Here is a 20,167-nt window from a genome sequence, read left to right as displayed (position 1 = left end):
GAAGTATCAGTTGGTCTGCCCTTTGATCTGCGCCATCAGCCTGTCTACATCTTCGAGTAACTTTTCTGCTTTTTCGCGTGCGTCGTTTACAACTCTTTTGCCTTCGGTTCTTGCGGAGCTGTCAGGCTGATCTTTTTTATCAACCAGATCGTGAACAACTTCTTCCAGTTTTTCACGGTACTTGGATAATCTGTATGTCAATTGTGTACGCAGCACTCTTCCTTTGTCCGGAGCATACAGAATGCCCACAGCAGCGCCCGTCACACAGCCTGTCAGAAATGCAATTAAAGTGTTAGTGGTTTTACTCATGACTTTTAAGTTTTTAGCCTCAGCTTGCGCCGAGGCTTTATATTGATACTGTAATTGCTGTCCAAAAAAACTATTCCTTCTGCAACCTATTTGTTATCGATCAATCCGCGTCCGCTTTTTCTGATAATTCCTTCTTTGGCCAGTTTGACTGAAAGAACATCCAGGACGCCGTTCACAAACTTACCACTTTTTGGAGTACTATACCTTTTGGCTATCTCAATAAACTCGTTTATGGTCACCTTCACAGGGATTCCGGGAAAATGGATCAGTTCGGCCAAAGCCGTTTTGAGGATGATCAGATCAACAAGTGCAATTCTTTCCAGTTCCCAGTTTTTCAGCTGTTCGTCCAGGTAAACGGCATACTGATCATTTTCCTGCACGACAATCCGGCAAAGCTCCTCCACAAAAAAACGGTCTTCTTCCCAGTCTTTTGTAAAGGGCGCCAGCTGAAACGTATGGCTGTTGTCGGCGGATTTCAATGTCTTTATCGCAAGACTGCGGATCAGTTCACTATGATCGTCCCAGTAAAGGTCCCGCTGGACAAAGTATTCAAGCGGAATTTCATGCTTGAAAAGCACCTGCCGCAGAATGTGCTGGATAATGGCCTGATCTTCTTCAACCGTATGCGTGCTTTCTTTGCAGTATGCTTCATACACTTCATCTTTCCGCAGCGCATCCCGGTATACTTTACGAATGAGGTTCATATCGTTCTGCCAGCTGATGCCGTTGCGTATAATTTCTTCCTGAAGGCTTGCATCTTCTTCCAGCACCTGGATTATTCTGTTGCTGTTCAGGCCGGAATCTTTCGGAAAAGGAAATTCGGGATCATCGTATCTTCTTTCACGATCAATTTTCGCCTGATGTGAAAGTTCGATAATCATGGAAATCACGCGTATGAAATCCACGTAAATGGATTCCGTTTCGTTCAGTACCCGACGAACCATTTTTTCGCCGTCGGTCACCGTCTGCCGGTTGTAGGCTTCGTATGCGCTTCTTGCCACTTTCAGGACCTGCGCCGGAAGCTCCTCGTCTTCGGCCGGTTTGCCGTGCTTGATGAATTCGTCCAGCGTAATGCTTGCGAGCCGTTTCATTCCCGCCAGTTTTTTGCGGTCCTGAGGTTCCATGGAGTTCAGGTCCGGAGCAAAAGCTTCGTCAATATGGTCAAGAGCAAGCAAACGGTTGGCATCTGCTGTTAACTGGCGTGCGTACAGCGCCTGCACTGCTTTTGTTCTTAATAATCTTCTATTCAGCATAAGCCGGAATTACTAATTGGGATAAAAGGTACAGTAAATCAAAGAACGTTTTTGCATGTAAGGCAAGGCTGTCAATTTAATATACCCCGCATTTCTGATTTAAAATTGACCGCAAAATTAGACTATTTTGTTTAGAATTGAAAAAATGAAACCATGCCTTTTAAATTTGCAACGTTTTAAATAGATAGGATGTTGGTTAATCATACGTTCTGTAACGGCATCGGCAATTTAAAGTTTTATATCTAGGTGAAAGCATTAAAGTACCTCAATCAGTACTTGTGGAAATACAAATGGTACCTCATCCTTGGTATCGTTTTTACGATTATTTCTAACCTTTTCGGCATTCTTCCGGCTCAGCTTGTGCGCTATGCGCTGGACCTTGTAATTGAGACCCTGAATATCTATTACCTTTTTGACGGCGCTTCGCTGCAAAGTGAAATGTATGATATTTTCGCTTTCAGCATTTTGCTTTACGGCCTGCTGATCCTTGCCATGGCGCTGCTGAAAGGCATATTCCTGTTTCTTGTAAGGCAAACGATCATCGTGATGTCCAGGCATATCGAGTTCGATCTTAAAAACGATATTTACAGCCATTACCAGACGTTGCCCGCAAGCTTTTTCCGCCGCCATAATACCGGTGACCTGATGGCGCGCATTTCAGAAGATGTCAGCAACGTCCGGATTTATCTCGGGCCGGCGCTGATGTACGGCATCAACCTGATCGTACTTTTCTTTCTGGTTATTTCCTATATGCTGACTGTGAGCAGCAAACTGACGCTTTACGTGCTGCTGCCGCTTCCGGTTCTTTCCGTAAGCGTTTACATTGTCAACAGCATGATCATGAAACGTTCGCAGGCCATTCAGAAACAGCTTTCAGGACTTTCGACTTACGTTCAGGAAGCTTTTTCAGGAATCAGGGTGATCAAATCGTTTGTTCAGGAAAATCACTCTTTCAGTAACTTTCAGAAAGAAGCGGAAGATTTCAAGGACAAATCGCTCAGTCTTACCAAAGTGGACGCTTTCTTTTACCCGATTATTCTGCTGCTGATCGGGCTGAGCAACATTCTGATTATTTACGTGGGCGGCCAGGAAATTATTAACGGAAACCTTACGCCGGGAAATATCACCGAGTTTATTCTTTATGTAAATATGCTTACGTGGCCGGTTATGGCATTGGGCTGGACCACAAGCCAGATTCAGCGCGCCGCTACTTCGCAGGCACGTATCAATGAATTTCTGGATGAAAAAACCACGCTTGTTTCCGAAAAGAACGTTATTAAAAATCTGGACGGGGCTATTTCGTTCCGCAACGTGGGCTTCATTTATCCCGATTCCGGCATTCAGGCACTGGACAATTTTGATCTTGAGGTAAAACAGGGCGAAACAGTCGCCATTCTGGGAACTACGGGTTCGGGAAAAAGTACGTTGGCGCATTTGCTATGCCGCCTGTACGATCCGACCCAAGGAGAAATCCTGATCGATAACATTCCGATGAAGGATTACGACGTGCATGCTTACCGCCGGCAGATCGGTTATGTTCCGCAGGATGTATTCCTGTTTTCCGATTCCATTGAAAACAACGTCCGCTTCGGTACGCTCGACATGCCTTTTGAACGGATTGAACAGGCTGTCAAAGACGCTGATCTTTACAATAACATAGTTGATTTTCCGGAAGGCTATAAAACGACGCTCGGAGAAAGAGGCATTACGCTTTCGGGCGGACAGAAACAGCGGCTTTCCATCGCAAGGGCCATTGCCCGCGATCCGAAAATCCTGGTTCTGGACGATTGTCTTTCCGCGGTGGACACCAATACGGAAAACATCATTCTCAATAACCTCAAACGGATTATGGATCAGCGGACTTCCGTGATCATTTCGCATCGCGTGTCTTCTGCCAAGCTGGCCGACCGGATCGTGGTGCTGGATGACGGAAAAATTGTGGAACAGGGAACGCATGCCGAGTTGATGGCGCACAACGGAGCTTACAAGGAACTTTACGAAAAACAATTGCTGGCCGAGGAAGTGTAATTTTTATGAATTAAAATCCCCCGGCCGCCAATTTCTGTTCATTTGGCTTTTGCGAGCTTTTTCATTTCTTCTTTCAGCTCTTTCATTTCCTGATGCAAGTTTTGCAGGCTTATCTGCTGCACATCCGCTTCCAGGTCAAACGTCAGCTTACTGTTCACGAGCCATATTTCCCTGATTTCGCTGCGGTCCAGACGAATGGCGCCGTACTCCGGATTCATTGAAATAAGGTTGATGAACGTGCCCTGATTTTCTTTCTGCACCCTTTTCACCAGAATACTGTCCACCGTCACGACAACGTACATTTGTTTGTTGTTCAGGTTTTCCCAGTCTTCAACTGCCTTTCCGACGATCCATTCACCGGAATGCAGCACGGGCGACATACTGTCGCCATCTACCTGAAAACCCCTGAAAGTAGCGTTGCGGTACTCGGGCAGCGGAATACTGAACGCGGGCAGTGATTCAAACCACTGCGCATCGCCAATGTTATTGGGATAGCCGGCCGCGGCTTTTGCACTGACCATTACAATATTCTCCTTTCCCGAGCTGTCCACGGTAACTACTTTGGGGCTCATCAGAATCTTTTCGGCATAGAGGTATTTCTGCTTGCTGTCGCCAAAAAGCCATAACGGGTTGATATGGTATTTTCTCAGAAGCTCTTTGACAACATGGCCGGGTATGCGCGTCCGGCCTCTTTCAATGTCAGCCGTAGTCGCATTGATTCCCAGCTCTTCGGCAAATGCCGACTGCGTCAGATTCAACTCTTCCCTTACTTGCTTAAAGCGCCTGAACTCTTCGTCAATTAGCATATGCAGCTTATGAAATCCGTAATCCTTGATTTTCTTAATACATTCAAATATACAAAAAAATTGGAATATTTCCTTTCATATTTTGGACAACATCCATATATTTGGAAATATTCCATAAACTTGTAAAAATTCCAAACACAATGGACCGAACAATATTACACATGGACCTGGACACATTTTTTGTCTCTGTGGAAAGGAAAAATGACAGCCGGCTTAAAAACCGGCCTGTGCTTGTAGGAGGAATCGGAGACCGCGGCGTTGTGGCCGCATGCAGCTACGAAACGCGGCCTTACGGCGTACATTCCGGCATGCCCATGAAAATGGCAAAAGCACTTTGCCCGGAAGCAACGGTTATCAAAGGCGATGCCGGCGCTTACTCCAAGGAATCCAAAACTGTCACAGAGATCATCCGGCAAGAAGTACCATTGTTCGAAAAAGCGAGTATTGATGAATTTTATGCGGATTTGTCGGGCATGGACAAGTTTTTTGGCTGCTATGAAATTGCGACGAATCTCGGAAACCGGATCAGGCGTGAAAGCGGACTTCCCATTTCCTTCGGACTTTCGACCAACAAGATCGTTTCCAAAGTAGCCACCGGCGTTGCAAAGCCCGACAATCAGCGGAAAGTGGAAGCCGGCGAGGAAAAGCCGTTCCTTGCGCCGATGCTCATCCGTAAAATTCCCATGGTGGGCGAAAAGACAAACCAGATCCTTTACAATCTCGGGATCAAATATGTAAAAACAGTTCAGCAAATGCCTATGGAAGTCATGGGAAGGGTTCTGGGCAAAAATGGCATCGTGCTCTGGAACCGCGCCAACGGCATCGACGATACGCCCATCGTGCCGTTTCATGAACGCAAGTCCATTTCCAACGAACGTACTTTCGGGAAAGATACGGGCGACGTCCGCCGCATGCGTGAAATGATCCGCGCCATGGCCGAAAACCTTGCGTTCCAACTCCGCAACGGCAACAAACTGACTTCCTGCGTTTCCGTAAAAATCCGTTATTCCGACTTCAACACTTTTTCAAAACAGATTAAAATCCCTTACACTTCCGCCGATCATCTGCTGATCCCGCAAGTTGAAAAACTGTTTGATCAGCTTTATAACCGCCGCATGATGGTGCGCCTCGTGGGCGTCACGTTCAGCGATCTCGTCACCGGAAATTATCAGATCAACATGTTCGACGACTGCGAGGAACGGCTGAACCTTTATCAGGCCATGGATTATATCCGCAACAAGTACGGAACGGACGAGCGCGGCAATGCGATCCTGAGCTGGGGCACAACGCTGGGCATACCCAATATTGCCAGCATGGGAAATCCGTTCAACGGCGAACCGCCCGTTATTCCCGCGCACCGCAACCAGTGAAAAGGCAGAGCGGCCCTTTTACGAGTTGTATTTTTCGGCAAGCGGCATGTTTTATCTTCAAACCCGACTCTTTAAAGTAATTCCTATCGATCATTTTTTGCCAACGTTAAAAGCAAGTACCCAGTATTTTTCCCACTAACATGCTACTCAACTGCCACTCTTATTTCAGCCTTCGTTTCGGAATGATCCCGGAAGAAGAATTGCTTCGTATGAGCAGAGACAACGGTTACGGCTGTATTGCTCTTACAGACATCAACAATACGTCCGGCTGCCTGAGTTTTATCCGCATGGCGCCCAGATACAACATCAAACCCATTGTTGGAATTGATTTCCGGAACGGCATACGGCAGCAGTTTGTGGGACTTGCCCGAAACAATGCAGGGTTTCAGGAACTGAATGCCTATTTATCAGAACATCTGCACTGCAAGAGGGACTTTCCGGACCAGGCACCGAGGCTTGCCAATGCCGTTTTCATCTATCCATTTGAAAAACTGCTCAAACTGAAAAAGCAAAAACTGTTTCCCAACGAATACATCGGCGTTTCGATCAAGGATCTTGATAAAATAAGGATTTCACCATTAAAAAAATACACAGACAAATTTGTCGTGCTGCAGCCGCTGAGCTTCCGAAACAAGCGCGACTTCAATGCACACCGTTTGCTGAGGGCCATTGATGAAAATTCCATGCTCGGCAAACTTTTGCCTTCCGAATTCGCTGACGTAACAGAGCAGATCGTGCCGTGGAAAGTGCTGGAATATCATTTTACGCATAACGAATTTGACAGAATTCTTTACAACACCGCAAAGCTGATGGAAGAATGTGAGATCCATTTCAGCTTTGGGGACAGCCGTGAAAACCAGAACCTGAAAATATTCGGAAAAAGTGAAAAAGATGATTTCCAGCGACTCAGCACACTGAGTTATCAGGCGCTTGGTTACCGGTACGACGACAACATTACAGACCAGATTTTTGACAGGATCGCCAAGGAACTGGAAATGATCCAGAAGCAGGATTTTGTGCCTTTTTTCTTGGTCAATCACGATATTGTGAGCTATGCCCGCCGCAAAGGCTACTATTACGTCGGACGCGGAAGCGGCGCCAACAGCATTGTAGCATACCTGCTGAATATTACCAATGTGGATCCGATTGAGCTGGACCTGTACTTTGAACGCTTCATAAACCTGCACCGGAAAAACCCGCCGGATTTCGACATTGACTTTTCGTGGAGAGACCGTGAAGACGTTACCAAATACATTTTTGATACCTATGGGAAAAACGGGCGCACGGCTTTGCTGGCAACGTACAATACGTTTCAGCACAGTGCCGCTGTGCGGGAACTTGGAAAAGTATTTGGCCTTGCGGCACATGAAATTGATCTGCTCAGCGAAGGAAAATTTGATCCGAAAAAGCTGGATCAGTTTTCTACGCTTGTGATCCGGTATGCAAAGTATTTTCAGGAAAATAACCAGCCTAATCACCTGAGCATACATGCCGGCGGAATCCTGATTTCGGAGAAGCCGATCAACTATTTTTCTGCTACGAACCTGCCGCCGAAAGGTTTTCCCACCACGCAGTTTGACATGCTCATTGCAGAAGATATCGGGCTTAACAAATACGATATTCTCGGGCAGCGAGGTTTGGCCAAAATCAAGGAAACCATTGAAATCATCCGCTATAACCGCCCTGAAGCGCCTGAATTCGATATTGATGATGTAAAAAAATTCAAGGCCGACCCGAAGATCAATGATATGATCAAAGCGGCACAATGCATCGGCTGTTTTTATATTGAATCGCCTGCCATGCGCATGCTTTTGCGGAAACTGGAAGTGAACAATTATCTCGGTCTGGTGGCTGCCAGTTCCATTATCCGTCCGGGCGTTGCCAAAAGCGGCATGATGCGCGAATACATTCTTCGTCACCGCATTCCTGAAAAAAGAAAAGAAGCACATCCGATTCTGCTGGAACTGATGAAAGATACCTACGGCGTGATGGTTTATCAGGAAGATGTGATCAAGGTTGCGCATTACTTTGCCGGTCTGGATCTGGGCGAAGCGGATATTCTGCGCCGCGGCATGAGCGGAAAATTTCGCGGGCGCGATGAATTTGAACGTGTCAGGAAAAAGTTTTTCAAAAACTGCAAGGCAAGAGGCTACTCGGAGGATCTTGCCAAGGATATCTGGATGCAGATTTCCAGCTTTGCCAGTTTTGCTTTTGCCAAAGGGCATTCCGCTTCCTATGCCGTGGAAAGTTATCAGACGCTTTTTCTGAAAGCATATTATCCGCTGGAATACATGGTGGCCGTGCTGAATAACGGCGGCGGTTTCTACGCAACCGAACTGTATGTGCACGAAGCGCGTATGCTGGGCGCAAGTGTGCTGGCGCCGTGCGTAAACCACAGCTATGCACAAACGGTCATTGAAGGTACCGACATTTACATTGGCATGCAGTTCCTGAACGGAATCGAAGAAAAAACCATTTTAAAAATCATTCAGGCGAGAGAAGCAGAAGGGGAATTTACGTCCCTGAACAATTTTCTGGACCGCGTGCCGCTTTCCATCGAGCAGCTCACGATTCTGATCCGCATCGACGCATTCCGGTTTACGGGCATCAACAAGAAAACGCTGCTCTGGAAAGCACATTTCCAGCTTGCCAAAAGTCCTGCCAAAGTGCCGCAGAAACGATTGTTCCATTCTGAAATAAAAGATTACAAACTGCCGACTTTCCATTCCACACCGCTCGACGATGCTTATGACCAGATTGAACTGCTCGGTTTTCCGCTCTGCAGTCCTTTCAACCTGCTGAAAAATGCGCTGCCCAAAAGCATCATGGCCGAAGATCTGGATTTGCATATTGATGATGAAGTCACATTGTACGGCTATATGGTTGCTGTTAAAAACACGCGTACATCAAAAGGAGAAACCATGCAGTTCGGAACATTTCTGGATCAGAAAGGGCATTTTATCGATACCGTTCATTTTCCTGAAGTAGCGGCCAAGTCGAATTTTTCAGTGAAAGGCATTTACCGCATCTGCGGAACCGTTGTGGAGGAATTCGGATTTCTGAGCATTGAAGTCACTGAAATTTCCCGCATGGATTCTGCGACGCGGTAACAAAGGATTGATCAAAAAAACATTTATTAACCGTTTTGAAATACTTTTTCCTTGCCCATCCGTTTTTAGTTGAGTAAAAAATGATCACTTTAGAAGCGCCTCAACCAAATAATAACAGCTAATGAAAAAGTACATTCCTGTTTTAATTGTCCTCTTCTGTATTTTACAAGCCTGCAATAAGGAATCCGGCTCCATATCGGGCAACTGGGTAACTGAAATGCCGGGCCAGCCGCAGCACAAATACGGGTTCAGCCTGAAAGATGACGGCAATGCTTCATCCATAAACATGAAAAACCTCAACTATGAAAAGTGGGAAAAACAAGGCGATCTGCTCATCCTAAAAGGCAGCAATCCGGAAAATAAACAGTCTTCCGGCATAACGGAAAGACTGAAAATTATTTCAGTGGCCGACAGCACTTTGATCCTGGAAAAACCGGATGGCAAAAGAGTAAAGTATGTCAAGACGGCAGAAGTGGAAAAGGTTGTCAATAATTTCGAGATCTATGAATGTTTTGCTTACATCAACAAAAAAGATTCTGCGTTCATGCATCTCAACGTTGCCGACAGCATTGTAACCGGCGATCTGGTTTACATGTTTTTTGAAAAAGATAAAAACCAGGGAAAAATCATCGGAAAAATGCGTGGAGACACGCTTTTGGCCAAATACCATTTCATATCCGAGGGCGTGCTTTCCACGCGCGACGTTGTTTTCCTGAAAAACAGCAGCACATGGACCGAAGGCTTCGGCGAAACAGAAGAAAAAGCGGGATCAACGGCTTTCAGGGACCGGACGAAAATCAGCTTTAAAAAAGGATTGCCGTTTAAAGGCATTCCGTGCAAGTAGCGGCAAAACATTCATTTCCTCTTGTGCAATCGCAATCTTTAAATTTCTAGTTCGTTCCTCGTGAATCCTATTTAAATTAAAATCAGAAAAATGAAAAAGGCTGTTATAGCTTTATATTTTGCCGTATCCGGAATCTGTACGGTTCCATTTGCTTCTGCGCAGGATTTGTCAGCCAGGAAAATACCGCTTGACCCGAATGTTAAAACCGGAAAGCTCAAAAACGGAATCACTTATTACATCCGCAAAAACGCCGAGCCTAAAAACCGTGCGGAACTGCGCCTTGCGGTAAAAGCCGGATCAGTACTGGAAACGGATCAGCAGCAGGGACTTGCCCATTTTATGGAGCATATGAACTTCAACGGCACGACGAATTTTCCTAAAAATGAACTGGTCAATTTTCTTCAGAAAACCGGCGTACGTTTTGGTGCGGATCTGAATGCATATACCGGATTTGATGAAACCGTATACATGCTCCCGATCCCGACCGACTCTGCGGGATTGCTGGAAAAGGGCATTCAGGTACTGGAAGACTGGGCGCATGGCGCATTGCTGGATTCTGCCGAAATCGAAAAAGAAAGAGGCGTTGTGCTGGAAGAATCGCGGATGGGCCGCGGCGCGCAGCAAAGAATGCGTGACCAGTTCCTGAAAGTGATCCTGAACAATTCCCGCTATGCCGAGCGGCTGCCGATCGGGAAAGACAGCATCCTGAAAGTTTTCAAACCGCAGGCCATCCGCTCGTTTTACAAAGACTGGTACCGTCCGGACCTGATGGCGGTGATCGCAGTCGGGGATTTTGACGTGGCCAAAACGGAAGCGATCATTATTCAGAAATTCAGTTCCATTCCGGCGCCCGTTAACCCTAAAAAAAGAATCAGGTATGATATTCCGCTGGACGGGACCACGAAAGTAGCCATTGTAACCGATCCGGAATATCCGCAAAACCTGATCCAGCTCATTTACAAACAACCTAACAAAAAAGAAAAATCGCTGAAAGATGTGCGTGACAACTTTGGGCAGGAGCTATATAATGCCATGATGGGGCAACGTGTTCAGGAGCTTACGCAAACGGCAAACCCGCCGTTTCTGTACGGAGGAAGCCAGTACGGTGATTTCATGGGAAATCTGGATTCGTATACTTCCATTGCGCTGGCCAAAGATGCACTGTCCATGAAAACTGCGCTGACAGCCTTGCTGGAAGAAAATGCAAGGGTTCAGAAGTTCGGTTTTACGCAGCCGGAACTCGACCGTGCAAAAAAAGATTTCCTGAACGCAATAGAACAGTATTACAAGGAAAAAGACAAAACGAAATCATCGAGCCATGTTCAGGAATATCTGAACCATTTTTTGCTGGACAAACCTTACATGGGCGCCGACGCCTATTTTGACTTTGTAAAAAAATACCTTGGCGGCGTTACGCTGGCGGAAGTCAATGCGCTTGCAAAGAAATACATTACGGACAAAAACCGTGCGGTTGTCGTCATGGGTCCGGAAAAAAGCAAGGATGAACTGCCGACCGAGGCCGAAATAAGAAAACTTCTGGCTACTGCCGGAAAGGACGTTACGGCGTACGTGGATGAGGCTGTGGATTCACCGCTGCTCAGTTCCGAGCCGAAGGCCGGCAAAGTCACCAATGAAAAAACATTGCCTGAACTGGACGTTGCAGAACTTAAATTATCAAACGGCGTCAAAGTGCTGCTCAAACCAACGGATTTCAAGAATGACGAAATCCTGATCAAAGCCACGGCAAAAGGTGGCTATTCCCTTTTCCCGAATGAACGTGAAACCGGCATTTTTGCCAGTTACCTTGTGGAATCGGGCGGTGTGGGGCCGTATAACCAGACGCAGCTGCAGAAGTTTATGGCCGGAAAAACGGCCAGCGTCGGGCCGTATATCAGCGAACTTACCGAAGGTATTGCCGGAAATACAAACCCGAAAGATCTCGAAACGGCTTTGCAGCTGATTTATGCCTATTTTACCGCTCCGCGCAAGGATACGGCCGTCGTAAGCGGCATATTGGCCAATCAAAAATCGTATCTTGAAAACATTCAGAAAACGTTAACGCCTGAAAAAGTCTTTTCCGATTCGCTGAATGCCATACTGACGAGCCACAATCCCAAACGCCGGCCATTGAAACCGGAAAGTATCGACAAAGTCAGCCTGAATCGTGCGCTGGAGATTTACAAAGACCGTTTTTCAGATGCTTCCGATTTTGTGTTTACGATTGTAGGCGCTTTCAAAACGGAAGAAATCAAGCCTTTGCTGGAAAAATACATCGGTGCACTTCCTTCCACGGAACGTGACGATAACTTTAATCATCCGAATATTTTTCCGCCAAATGGCCGCATTGAAAAAACGATTTACAAAGGTCTGGAACCGAAAAGCCGCGTGACGCTGATTTCCAGCGGTGAATTTGAATACAGCCCTGAAAACAACATTCAGATCGAGGCATTGCAGGAAGTACTTCAGATCAAGCTCATTGAGGCGCTGCGCGAAGAAGAAAGCGGCGTTTACGGCGTAAGCGTTTCCGAAGGAACGGATAAATTCCCGACCGGACATTACCGTTTCAGCATCAGCTTCGGCTGTGCACCGGAAAATGTGGAAAAACTGGTAAAACGCACGCAGGAAGAAGTTGAAAAAATCAGGCAGAACGGCGCGGATAAAAAGGATATTGAAAAATTTGTTGCAGAAACAAGGCGCAAAATGGAAACGGCCGTTAAGACAAACAGTTTCTGGCTGGATTATCTGGACGACAATATGTATCTGGGCGACGACCTGAACGAAATTCTTCAGCAGGAAAAACTGCTTGGTTCCATTACCGAAGCCAGCACAAAAGCTGCGGCACAGCAATACTTCAAGGATGCGGATTTCATTAAAGCAGTGCTGATGCCGGAAAGCAAATAATTTATGACTTTGAATGCAGCTTTTTAAGTCCTTTCAACAGATGTTCCAGTCCGTTCAGGCGAATTTCATAAAGGGTACTCAGCATCATGCCGAGCTTGCCGGAAGGAAATCCCTGACGCTGGAACCACTCGAGGTACGTTATGGGCAGTTCGGTAAGCAGAGAATCCTTGTATTTACCAAAAGGCATTTTATAGACAATCAGTTCTTTCAGAAGTTCAGAGTCGGGCGATAAAATTTCTTGCATGGTTGTTTCAGTTTTGATTTGCAGCTTCACTGTCTGCACGTAATTTAAGGATTAAATCCGTCTTTAAATCAAACAATGATTTTTCCAGACCCACCGGGTATGTATGCGGATTGACAAACCTTTTGGTTCCTTCATGAAAGTGGGCAAGCTGGGATTTTACCCGTTCACGCGTTTCGTGAATTGATGGCAAATTATAGATAAGCTGACCTTTGGCAAACACAGGAACAAGCAAGTCTTCATACGGCATGGTTTCGAAAAATGAGCGGTTACGGGTAAAATCGTAAGGGTCAATCATCGTCGACTTTCCGATCAGAGCCGTTTCTGTATTGAAAATCATATCCGAGACAAAACCTTTGGAATCCCTGAACCTGCGCACCTGCTGAATGCCCGGCGTGGAAACCTTAATGGCCTGTTCGGACAATTTCAGTTTGTAATCCCATTCGCCATTCGGATTTTTGATGGCGGCAAGCTTGAAAACGCCGCCCAGCGCAGGCTGGTCATAAGCCGTAATCAGCTTGGTACCAACGCCCCAGATGCCGATGCGTGCGCCCTGTCTTTTAAGACTGTCCATAATATGTTCGTCCAGATCGTTACTGGCCACAATGCCGGTTTTTTCAAATCCGGCTTCATCCAGCAATTTTCTGGCTTCGATACTGAGGTAAGCAAGGTCACCGGAATCCAGCCGGATACCGCCGAGTTCATAACCACGTTCGCGAAGCTGATGCCCGACTTTTATGGCATTCCGGACACCCTGAAGCGAATCGTACGTGTCCACAAGCAGCGTTACATTGTTGGGCATGTGTTCGGCGTAGGTTTCAAAGGATTCCAGTTCGCTGTCAAACGACATGACCCAGCTATGCGCATGCGTTCCTTTGACGGGTATGTCATAAAGTTTTCCCGCCAGCACGTTAGACGTAGCATCAAAACCGCCAATATATGCCGCGCGGCTTGCCGTAACGCCGCCATCCGGACCTTGCGCACGCCGCAAGCCAAATTCCAGCAAGGCATCGTTTTTGGCAACCAGGCGCATGCGGGCTGCTTTTGTAGCGATCAAAGATTGAAAATTGATCAGGTTCAGCAAAGGCGTTTCCAGCAGCTGGCATTGCAGGATCGGGCCCTGAACTCTCAGCAGCGGCTCATTTGGAAAGACAACGGTTCCTTCCGGAATGGCATCTATACTACATTGGAATTCCATGGATTCCAGATAAGTCAGAAATCCTGGCTCGAACAGCTTTTTTCCGTCGCTGCCCGTCAGCGAACCGATATATTCCAGATCTTCTTTTTGGAATTTGTATTCATTCAGATAATCAATAACGCTGTTTAATCCGCATGCAATCGTAAAGCCGCCCTGAAAAGGATGTTTTCTGAAGTAAAGGTTAAACACCGCTTCCTGTTCCGCCTTGCCTGCTTTCCAGTAGCCATAAGCCATCGTGAGCTGGTACAGATCGGTGAGCAGGCTCAGTGAAGTGCCGTATAGTTTGTTGATCATTTTTCTGTTTACTGTTTATACCAAAGACCTATTTAAAAAAAATTCCTGATCATTTACAATCAGGAATTTTACACTTCCGAAAAATTTATTTACTAAAATGCTGATTATGAATCATTCGGATCATTTATTACTTTACAAAAAACCTTTATAAATCAGATCGCTTCAAGGATTCTTTCGATAGCAACCTGGTAACCGATTTTTTCTTTCAGCTCGCTGATGGCCACACGTTCCTGTTCCATGGTATCCCGGTGACGGATGGTAACGGTTTCGTCTTCCATCGTCTGATAATCCACGGCAATGCAGAACGGCGTTCCGATCAGGTCCTGACGCGTATAACGCTTTCCGATGGCAGCACCGTCGTCATACGTCGTGCGGAATGACGATTTCAGCGAATTGGCAATAGCCTGCGCTTTTTCAGCAAGTCCGTCTTTTTTAACCAGCGGAAGCACGGCTACTTTGAACGGTGCCAAAGCTGGATGCAGCTTCAGATATGTACGCTCTTTCAGACTGTCGCCCTCGCCTACTGTTTCGACGGTATAGGCATTGCAGAAGGCGGCCAGAAAAAGGCGGTCTGCACCTACGGAAGTTTCAACGACATAAGGAATATAATTACCGTAAGGCTTGCCGTTTTCATCCAGGTCCGAATCAAAATACTGCTGCTTCTTTTTGGAAAGTTCCTGATGATTTCTCAGGTCAAAATCGGTTCTGGAATGGATTCCTTCAATTTCGCGGAAGCCGAACGGGAACTCATATTCAATATCCACGGCTGCATTGGCGTAATGCGCCAGTTTTTCGTGATCGTGGAATTTCAGCTTTTCAGCGGGCAGGCCAACGGCTTTATGGAATTTCATGCGGGCTTCTTTCCACTTTTCATACCATTCCATTTCGGTGCCGGGGCGGATGAAAAACTGCATTTCCATCTGTTCGAATTCCCGCATACGAAACGTAAACTGACGCGCCACAATCTCGTTCCGGAACGCTTTTCCGATCTGCGCGATACCGAACGGAATCTTCATTCTTCCGCTTTTCTGCACGTTCAGGAAATTCACAAAAATGCCCTGCGCCGTTTCCGGACGCAGGTATATAAGACTTGAATCTTCGGCTACGGAACCAACCTGCGTGCTGAACATGAGGTTAAACTGACGGACTTCCGTCCAGTTGGTCGTACCGGAAACCGGGCATTTGATATTTTCAGAAATGATCAGTTCGCGAACGCCTGCCAGATCTTCGGCGCTCAGCAGCCGTCCCATTTCGGCAAGCAGTGCCTTTGCTTTTTCAGACTGCCCTTCTGCTTCATACTGTTCGGCTTTTCCTTCCAGCAACTGATCCGCACGGTACCTTTTCTTGGAATCCTTGTTGTCGATCATCGGATCATTGAACCCGTCCACGTGGCCGGAAGCCTTCCAGGTCAGCGGATGCATGAAAATAGCCGCATCAATGCCGACAATGTTGTCATGAAGCTGCGTCATTGCTTTCCACCAGGCTGCTTTCAGGTTGTTTTTCAGCTCAACACCATTTTGCCCGTAATCATAAACGGCTTGCAGTCCATCATATATTTCAGAAGAAGGGAATACAAAGCCATATTCTTTGGCATGCCCAACAATGTCTTGTAAAGAAGTAGCAGGTGCTTGATTCATTCTGTTTGTTTAAAAATCTATTGAAAACGACTGTAAATCCATTAAAATCATGAATTTGGCAAAAATAGGAATTTTGACGGCATGGAACATTGATATGCTTAAATTTTGCCTGTGAGGATTGAAATTCATGATAAATGATCCGCATCAATTTGCTGCTGGTATGAAGCAAACCTGCATGGAACGGGTGAACGTGTGTCCTCACACGTTTTTGCACGATGCCGTTCGACTTCAGACTTCCTGATATCCAGCAACAATCCGGCAGATCGGGTAAAAGGTTAAAAATAGTTAAACCAGGATCTGCGGTATTTTCTGAAAGCGCATTTGGGCTAGTTTTGCCTTACTCACCCAAATGATCTCCGTTACACATGCTTAAAAATTATTTCAAAATCGCCTGGCGAAATATCCTGAAACGCAGGTTTTACTCGTTTGTGACCATCTTCGGCCTGTCGGTCGGAATGACATTCAGCTTTCTCATCATGAGCTACATATGGGGTGAATTGAACGTCAACCGGGATTTAAGGAACATTGAAAACCAGTACATTGTCCGAAGCAAATGGAAAAACCCGGATATGGGGATTGACATAGCCACACTTGGACCTCTTGGCAAAACGCTCAAAGAAGAATATCCGGATCTGGTCGCCAATTATTACCGTTATGATGCTATTACCGTGGCCGTTTCCAAAGGCGACAGACATTTTCGCGAAGAAGTACAGACAGGCGATTCCACACTGCTTTCCATGTACGGCTTTCCGCTTGCTGAAGGCAATGCAGGCTCCGCACTGAGCAAGCCCAATGCCATCGTTATTACAGAAGACAAAGCATTGAAATACTTTGGGAAAACCAATGCCGTAGGTGAAACACTTACACTGCATAACTTCGTTGGCGGAAAACAGGAATATGAAGTTTCGGCGGTCCTGAAAACGCTTTCCAACAATTCGGTAAGCCGTTTATTACAAAATCAGGCAGAGCTATTCATACCGCTCAGCAGTCTGGAAGGAAGGAAAGGCTCAGAAAACAACTGGCAAAATCCGTTCATGATCACATATGTAGAACTCCGCGATGGCATAAAAAAGGAAAAACTGAATAAACCGCTTGCACAAATACTGGAGACGCATGCACCTGAAAATATAAAAGCTGATCTGCAGGTCTATTTAACTTCACTGACGGATTACTATCGCGAGGCCAATGACGGTCTGGTCAGAAAAATGATCTTGACGCTTTCCGGAGTTACCGCTTTTATTTTGCTGATGGCCATCGTCAATTTTGTCAATATTTCTATCGGTAAATCCTCTTCGAGGTTAAAAGAAATTGGTGTCCGGAAAGTACTGGGAAGCCTTAAACGACAGCTTGTCGGGCAATTTCTTGCCGAGTCCGTTTTACTTGCATTTTGTTCTGTAATCCTGTCTGTTGCCTGCTATGAAGCATTCCGGACATTATTCGGAAACCTGTTGGGAAAACCGCTGGATTCATTGGTTCATTTATTTCCTTACTCCATCTTCATACCGGTTGCAAGTGCTTTGCTCGTCGGCTTGCTGGCTGGCATTTATCCGGCTTTTGTGCTTTCCGGCGTTCCTTCGCTTGATTCCATGAAAGGAAAGCTGAAATCATTGAAAGAAAATATCCTGTTCCGAAGGCTGCTTGTTGCTTCACAATTCATAACGGCGCTGTTTGTTTTTGCCGGTGCTGCCGTTGTATCGCAGCAAGTGAATTTCTTTTTCAGCAAAGATCTGGGTTATCAGAAAGAATCACTGGTTTCTCTGGCTGTTCCACGCGATTGGACGCCGGAAGGTCTGACCAGAATGGAATCGGTCAGAAATGAATTTTCACGGCTTAAAGAAGTAAAGCAGGTCAGTTTGTCCTACGAAATCCCGAATGGCAACAACGGCGGACATTACGGCATTTACAAAACAGGCCAGGATTCTACGAAAGCTGTTCATACGCAGTTTCTTGCAACAGATGAAAAATATGCCGATACGTACGGTTTAAAAATGATTGCGGGAAAGTACTTTCAATCCGGCCAGGGCGAATCTTTTTATACGGATAAAATCATTTTTAATGAAGCAGCGCTGAAAGTACTAGGGTACAAAAGCGCGGATGAAGCAGTTGGCCGTCAGATCAGGGTACATTATTTCCCAAAACCGCTGTCAATCAAAGGTGTCATTCATAATTTTCATTTTGAATCCATGCACAAGGTTATCAAGCCACTGGCTATAATTCATGTGCGCAATAGCGGCGCTTACAGATACCTTACTTTCCGGCTGAATCCTTCAGATTTAGGCAAATCCATAGCTGCTATTGAACAAAAATGGCGGGAACTCATGCCGGATGCGCCGTTTGAATACATTTTCATGGACGACACGCTTCAGAAACTTTATCAATCGGAAGTTCAGCTGAAAAAAGCGTCGCAGCTTGCTACAATTCTTTCAGTTCTCATCGTATTGCTTGGCGTTCTGGGAATGGTTTCGCTGAATGTTGCCCGGCGCACACGGGAAGTCGGGATACGTAAGGTTCTGGGCGCAACGGGAATCAGTATTGTGGCACTGTTCCTCAAGGAATTTCTGCTTGTTCTTTTATTTGCCATTGCTGTATCGTTTCCGCTTATTTACATCATCATGAGCAAATGGCTTCAGAATTATGCTTACCGCATTGATATTGGCATTTCTACTTTTGTGTGGACAGGAATGTTTTTCGGGATGATCATCAGCCTGATCGTTTGCATGCAGACTTACAAGGCTGCTTTAATGAACCCTGTGAAGTCCCTTAAAACGGAGTAAAAGGTTTAACTTGAGACTTTGTGACCGTACTTTTTAGCAAGCTGCATGGAACGTGTGTCCTCACACGTTCTTGCACGATGTCATTGACTTACCAAATGCTTTAACTCAGCCTTATCGAAAACAGATCTTTGGAATTCAGGTAAATCCATGAAACGACAACAATGGTAACAATGCCGCCGATCATCACAGAAGGAACCGTACCGAACGCTTTGGCCATGGCACCGGATTCAAAAGCGCCCAGCTCATTGGAAGAGCTTACAAACATGCCGTTAACTGCCGCAACCCGTCCGCGCATTTCATCCGGCGGATAAATCTGAAGGATTGTCTGCCGGACAATTACACTCACACTATCGAAAACACCGGTGGCAAAAAGCGCCGCGCATGACAGCAGAAAGTTGGTGGAAAGTGCAAAAACAATCGTGAATACGCCAAATCCCGCAACCGCAATCAGCATGTTCCGCCAGGCATTGTGCGTGGGCGGAAAGTACGCCATGGCAAACATCGTGAGCAGCGAACCAATGGAAGGTGCTGCCCGCAGCAAACCAAGTCCTTCGGGCCCTACTTTCAGAATGTCTTCTGCAAATACCGGTAAAATGGCCACTACGCCGCCGAAAAGCACCGAAAACAGATCAAGCGAAATGGCATAAAGGACGATTCTGGTCCGGAATACGAACCGAAATCCTTCTTTAAGACTTTCGAGGATCGGCTGGGATATTTTTGCCAGTTCAGGCCGCGTTTTGATCATGCCCAGCAATATCCAGCAGACAACAAAATTGGCGATAACCAGCAGCAGCGTATTGGTAAGACCCATATAAGCATACAAAAAACCTGCAATTGCCGGCCCGGTTATGGAGCCCGCCTGCCAGAATGAACTGCTCCATGTAGAAGAATTGTGGTAAATAGCCCGTGGTACCAGAAAGGGTTTCAGCGAACTGGAGGCAGGAGAATAAAATCCTTTTGCAAAGCCTATCAAAGCAAAAACCGAATAAATTACAACCAGATGCTGCGACTGAGACAGCATGTTGTAAATTCCGGGCTGAAAAGCAGTGTACAAAATCACAGAACCCAGCAGAATAACAACCAGACTGATATGCATGATCGTTATTTTATTTTTCTGATCGGCAATATAACCTCCGAAAAGGGAAGTAATGATAAATGGAATAACCTCGGCAAGCCCGATCAGTCCCAGGGCAAGCGGGTCATGTGTCATTTTATACAGTTCATACGCAACAATTACTTCCTGAATAAGAATACTTGCCGAAAACAGAAAAGTATTGGAAATATAAAACCGGAAATCAGAATAGCGGAGCGCTGCGTATGGATCTTGTGAAGTTACTGTTTTCAACTTATGGATTGTGGTGTTCTCCGGAGTAACAAGTTTGGCAATGATTTATGTTCTGTT

General features: G+C 46.1%; 13 protein-coding genes. 6 read left to right on the top strand and 7 right to left on the bottom strand.

The window, feature by feature from the left end; translation table 11 throughout:
* Positions 1-6: 6 nt before the first annotated feature.
* Positions 7-309, bottom strand: a complete 303-nt coding sequence (locus tag FEM55_RS13290; protein WP_138281859.1) for a YtxH domain-containing protein — start codon at positions 307-309, stop codon at positions 7-9.
* Positions 310-395: 86 nt separating this feature from the next.
* The gene (gene nusB, locus FEM55_RS13285; RefSeq protein WP_138281858.1) at positions 396-1,562 is read right to left on the bottom strand and encodes a transcription antitermination factor NusB; all 1,167 of its coding nucleotides are present in this window, start codon (positions 1,560-1,562) and stop codon (positions 396-398) included.
* A 246-nt stretch (positions 1,563-1,808) separates the two neighbouring features.
* On the opposite strand from nusB, the gene FEM55_RS13280 reads away from it, so the two are divergent.
* Positions 1,809-3,590 (top strand): ABC transporter ATP-binding protein, encoded by a 1,782-nt coding sequence (locus FEM55_RS13280; protein ID WP_138281857.1) that lies wholly within the window; start codon positions 1,809-1,811, stop codon positions 3,588-3,590.
* Between the two features lie 38 nt (positions 3,591-3,628).
* On the opposite strand, the gene FEM55_RS13275 is transcribed toward FEM55_RS13280, so the two are convergent.
* On the bottom strand, positions 3,629-4,396 hold the full coding sequence (locus tag FEM55_RS13275; protein WP_138281856.1) for an XRE family transcriptional regulator: 768 nt from the start codon (positions 4,394-4,396) through the stop codon (positions 3,629-3,631).
* A gap of 140 nt (positions 4,397-4,536) precedes the next feature.
* Between FEM55_RS13275 and dinB the strand changes: the two genes are divergently transcribed.
* From dinB to FEM55_RS13255, 4 genes are all read left to right on the top strand, one after another.
* Entirely contained in the window at positions 4,537-5,766 is a 1,230-nt protein-coding gene (gene dinB / locus FEM55_RS13270; protein WP_138281855.1) for a DNA polymerase IV, read from the top strand.
* Between the two features lie 140 nt (positions 5,767-5,906).
* Positions 5,907-8,876 (top strand): DNA polymerase III subunit alpha, encoded by a 2,970-nt coding sequence (locus tag FEM55_RS13265; protein WP_138281854.1) that lies wholly within the window; start codon positions 5,907-5,909, stop codon positions 8,874-8,876.
* Positions 8,877-8,997: 121 nt separating this feature from the next.
* Positions 8,998-9,720 (top strand): lipocalin-like domain-containing protein, encoded by a 723-nt coding sequence (locus FEM55_RS13260; protein ID WP_138281853.1) that lies wholly within the window; start codon positions 8,998-9,000, stop codon positions 9,718-9,720.
* Positions 9,721-9,810: 90 nt separating this feature from the next.
* On the top strand, positions 9,811-12,621 hold the full coding sequence (locus FEM55_RS13255; RefSeq protein ID WP_138281852.1) for a M16 family metallopeptidase: 2,811 nt from the start codon (positions 9,811-9,813) through the stop codon (positions 12,619-12,621).
* Position 12,622: 1 nt separating this feature from the next.
* Here FEM55_RS13255 and FEM55_RS13250 read toward each other — a convergent pair whose 3' ends face one another.
* From FEM55_RS13250 to FEM55_RS13240, 3 genes are all read right to left on the bottom strand, one after another.
* Positions 12,623-12,865, bottom strand: a complete 243-nt coding sequence (locus FEM55_RS13250; protein WP_138281851.1) for a DUF3820 family protein — start codon at positions 12,863-12,865, stop codon at positions 12,623-12,625.
* Between the two features lie 7 nt (positions 12,866-12,872).
* Complete coding sequence (locus tag FEM55_RS13245) at positions 12,873-14,354, bottom strand: nicotinate phosphoribosyltransferase (RefSeq protein ID WP_138281850.1); 1,482 nt, start codon at positions 14,352-14,354, stop codon at positions 12,873-12,875.
* 152 nt (positions 14,355-14,506) lie between these two features.
* Positions 14,507-15,991, bottom strand: coding sequence for a glycine--tRNA ligase (locus FEM55_RS13240; protein ID WP_138281849.1), 1,485 nt, complete (start codon positions 15,989-15,991; stop codon positions 14,507-14,509).
* 365 nt (positions 15,992-16,356) lie between these two features.
* Between FEM55_RS13240 and FEM55_RS13235 the strand changes: the two genes are divergently transcribed.
* The gene (locus tag FEM55_RS13235; RefSeq protein WP_138281848.1) at positions 16,357-18,765 is read left to right on the top strand and encodes an ABC transporter permease; all 2,409 of its coding nucleotides are present in this window, start codon (positions 16,357-16,359) and stop codon (positions 18,763-18,765) included.
* 100 nt (positions 18,766-18,865) lie between these two features.
* On the opposite strand, the gene FEM55_RS13230 is transcribed toward FEM55_RS13235, so the two are convergent.
* A complete protein-coding gene (locus tag FEM55_RS13230) occupies positions 18,866-20,110 on the bottom strand; it encodes an MFS transporter (RefSeq protein WP_138281847.1) in 1,245 nt (414 codons plus the stop codon).
* Positions 20,111-20,167: the final 57 nt, after the last annotated feature.

Source organism: Dyadobacter sediminis (assembly GCF_005860765.1).
Classification (GTDB): Bacteria; Bacteroidota; Bacteroidia; order Cytophagales; family Spirosomataceae; genus Dyadobacter; species Dyadobacter sediminis.
Note: the sequence above shows the minus strand (reverse complement) of the source record. Positions and strands in the feature narration are given on the sequence as shown.

Coding starts and splice junctions, on each gene's coding strand:
- FEM55_RS13290 (WP_138281859.1), bottom strand. CDS start 309: ATGAGTAAAACCACTAACACTTTAATTGCATTTCTGACAGGCTGTGTG.
- nusB (WP_138281858.1), bottom strand. CDS start 1,562: ATGCTGAATAGAAGATTATTAAGAACAAAAGCAGTGCAGGCGCTGTAC.
- FEM55_RS13275 (WP_138281856.1), bottom strand. CDS start 4,396: ATGCTAATTGACGAAGAGTTCAGGCGCTTTAAGCAAGTAAGGGAAGAG.
- dinB (WP_138281855.1), top strand. CDS start 4,537: ATGGACCGAACAATATTACACATGGACCTGGACACATTTTTTGTCTCT.
- FEM55_RS13265 (WP_138281854.1), top strand. CDS start 5,907: ATGCTACTCAACTGCCACTCTTATTTCAGCCTTCGTTTCGGAATGATC.
- FEM55_RS13260 (WP_138281853.1), top strand. CDS start 8,998: ATGAAAAAGTACATTCCTGTTTTAATTGTCCTCTTCTGTATTTTACAA.
- FEM55_RS13255 (WP_138281852.1), top strand. CDS start 9,811: ATGAAAAAGGCTGTTATAGCTTTATATTTTGCCGTATCCGGAATCTGT.
- FEM55_RS13250 (WP_138281851.1), bottom strand. CDS start 12,865: ATGCAAGAAATTTTATCGCCCGACTCTGAACTTCTGAAAGAACTGATT.
- FEM55_RS13245 (WP_138281850.1), bottom strand. CDS start 14,354: ATGATCAACAAACTATACGGCACTTCACTGAGCCTGCTCACCGATCTG.
- FEM55_RS13240 (WP_138281849.1), bottom strand. CDS start 15,991: ATGAATCAAGCACCTGCTACTTCTTTACAAGACATTGTTGGGCATGCC.
- FEM55_RS13235 (WP_138281848.1), top strand. CDS start 16,357: ATGCTTAAAAATTATTTCAAAATCGCCTGGCGAAATATCCTGAAACGC.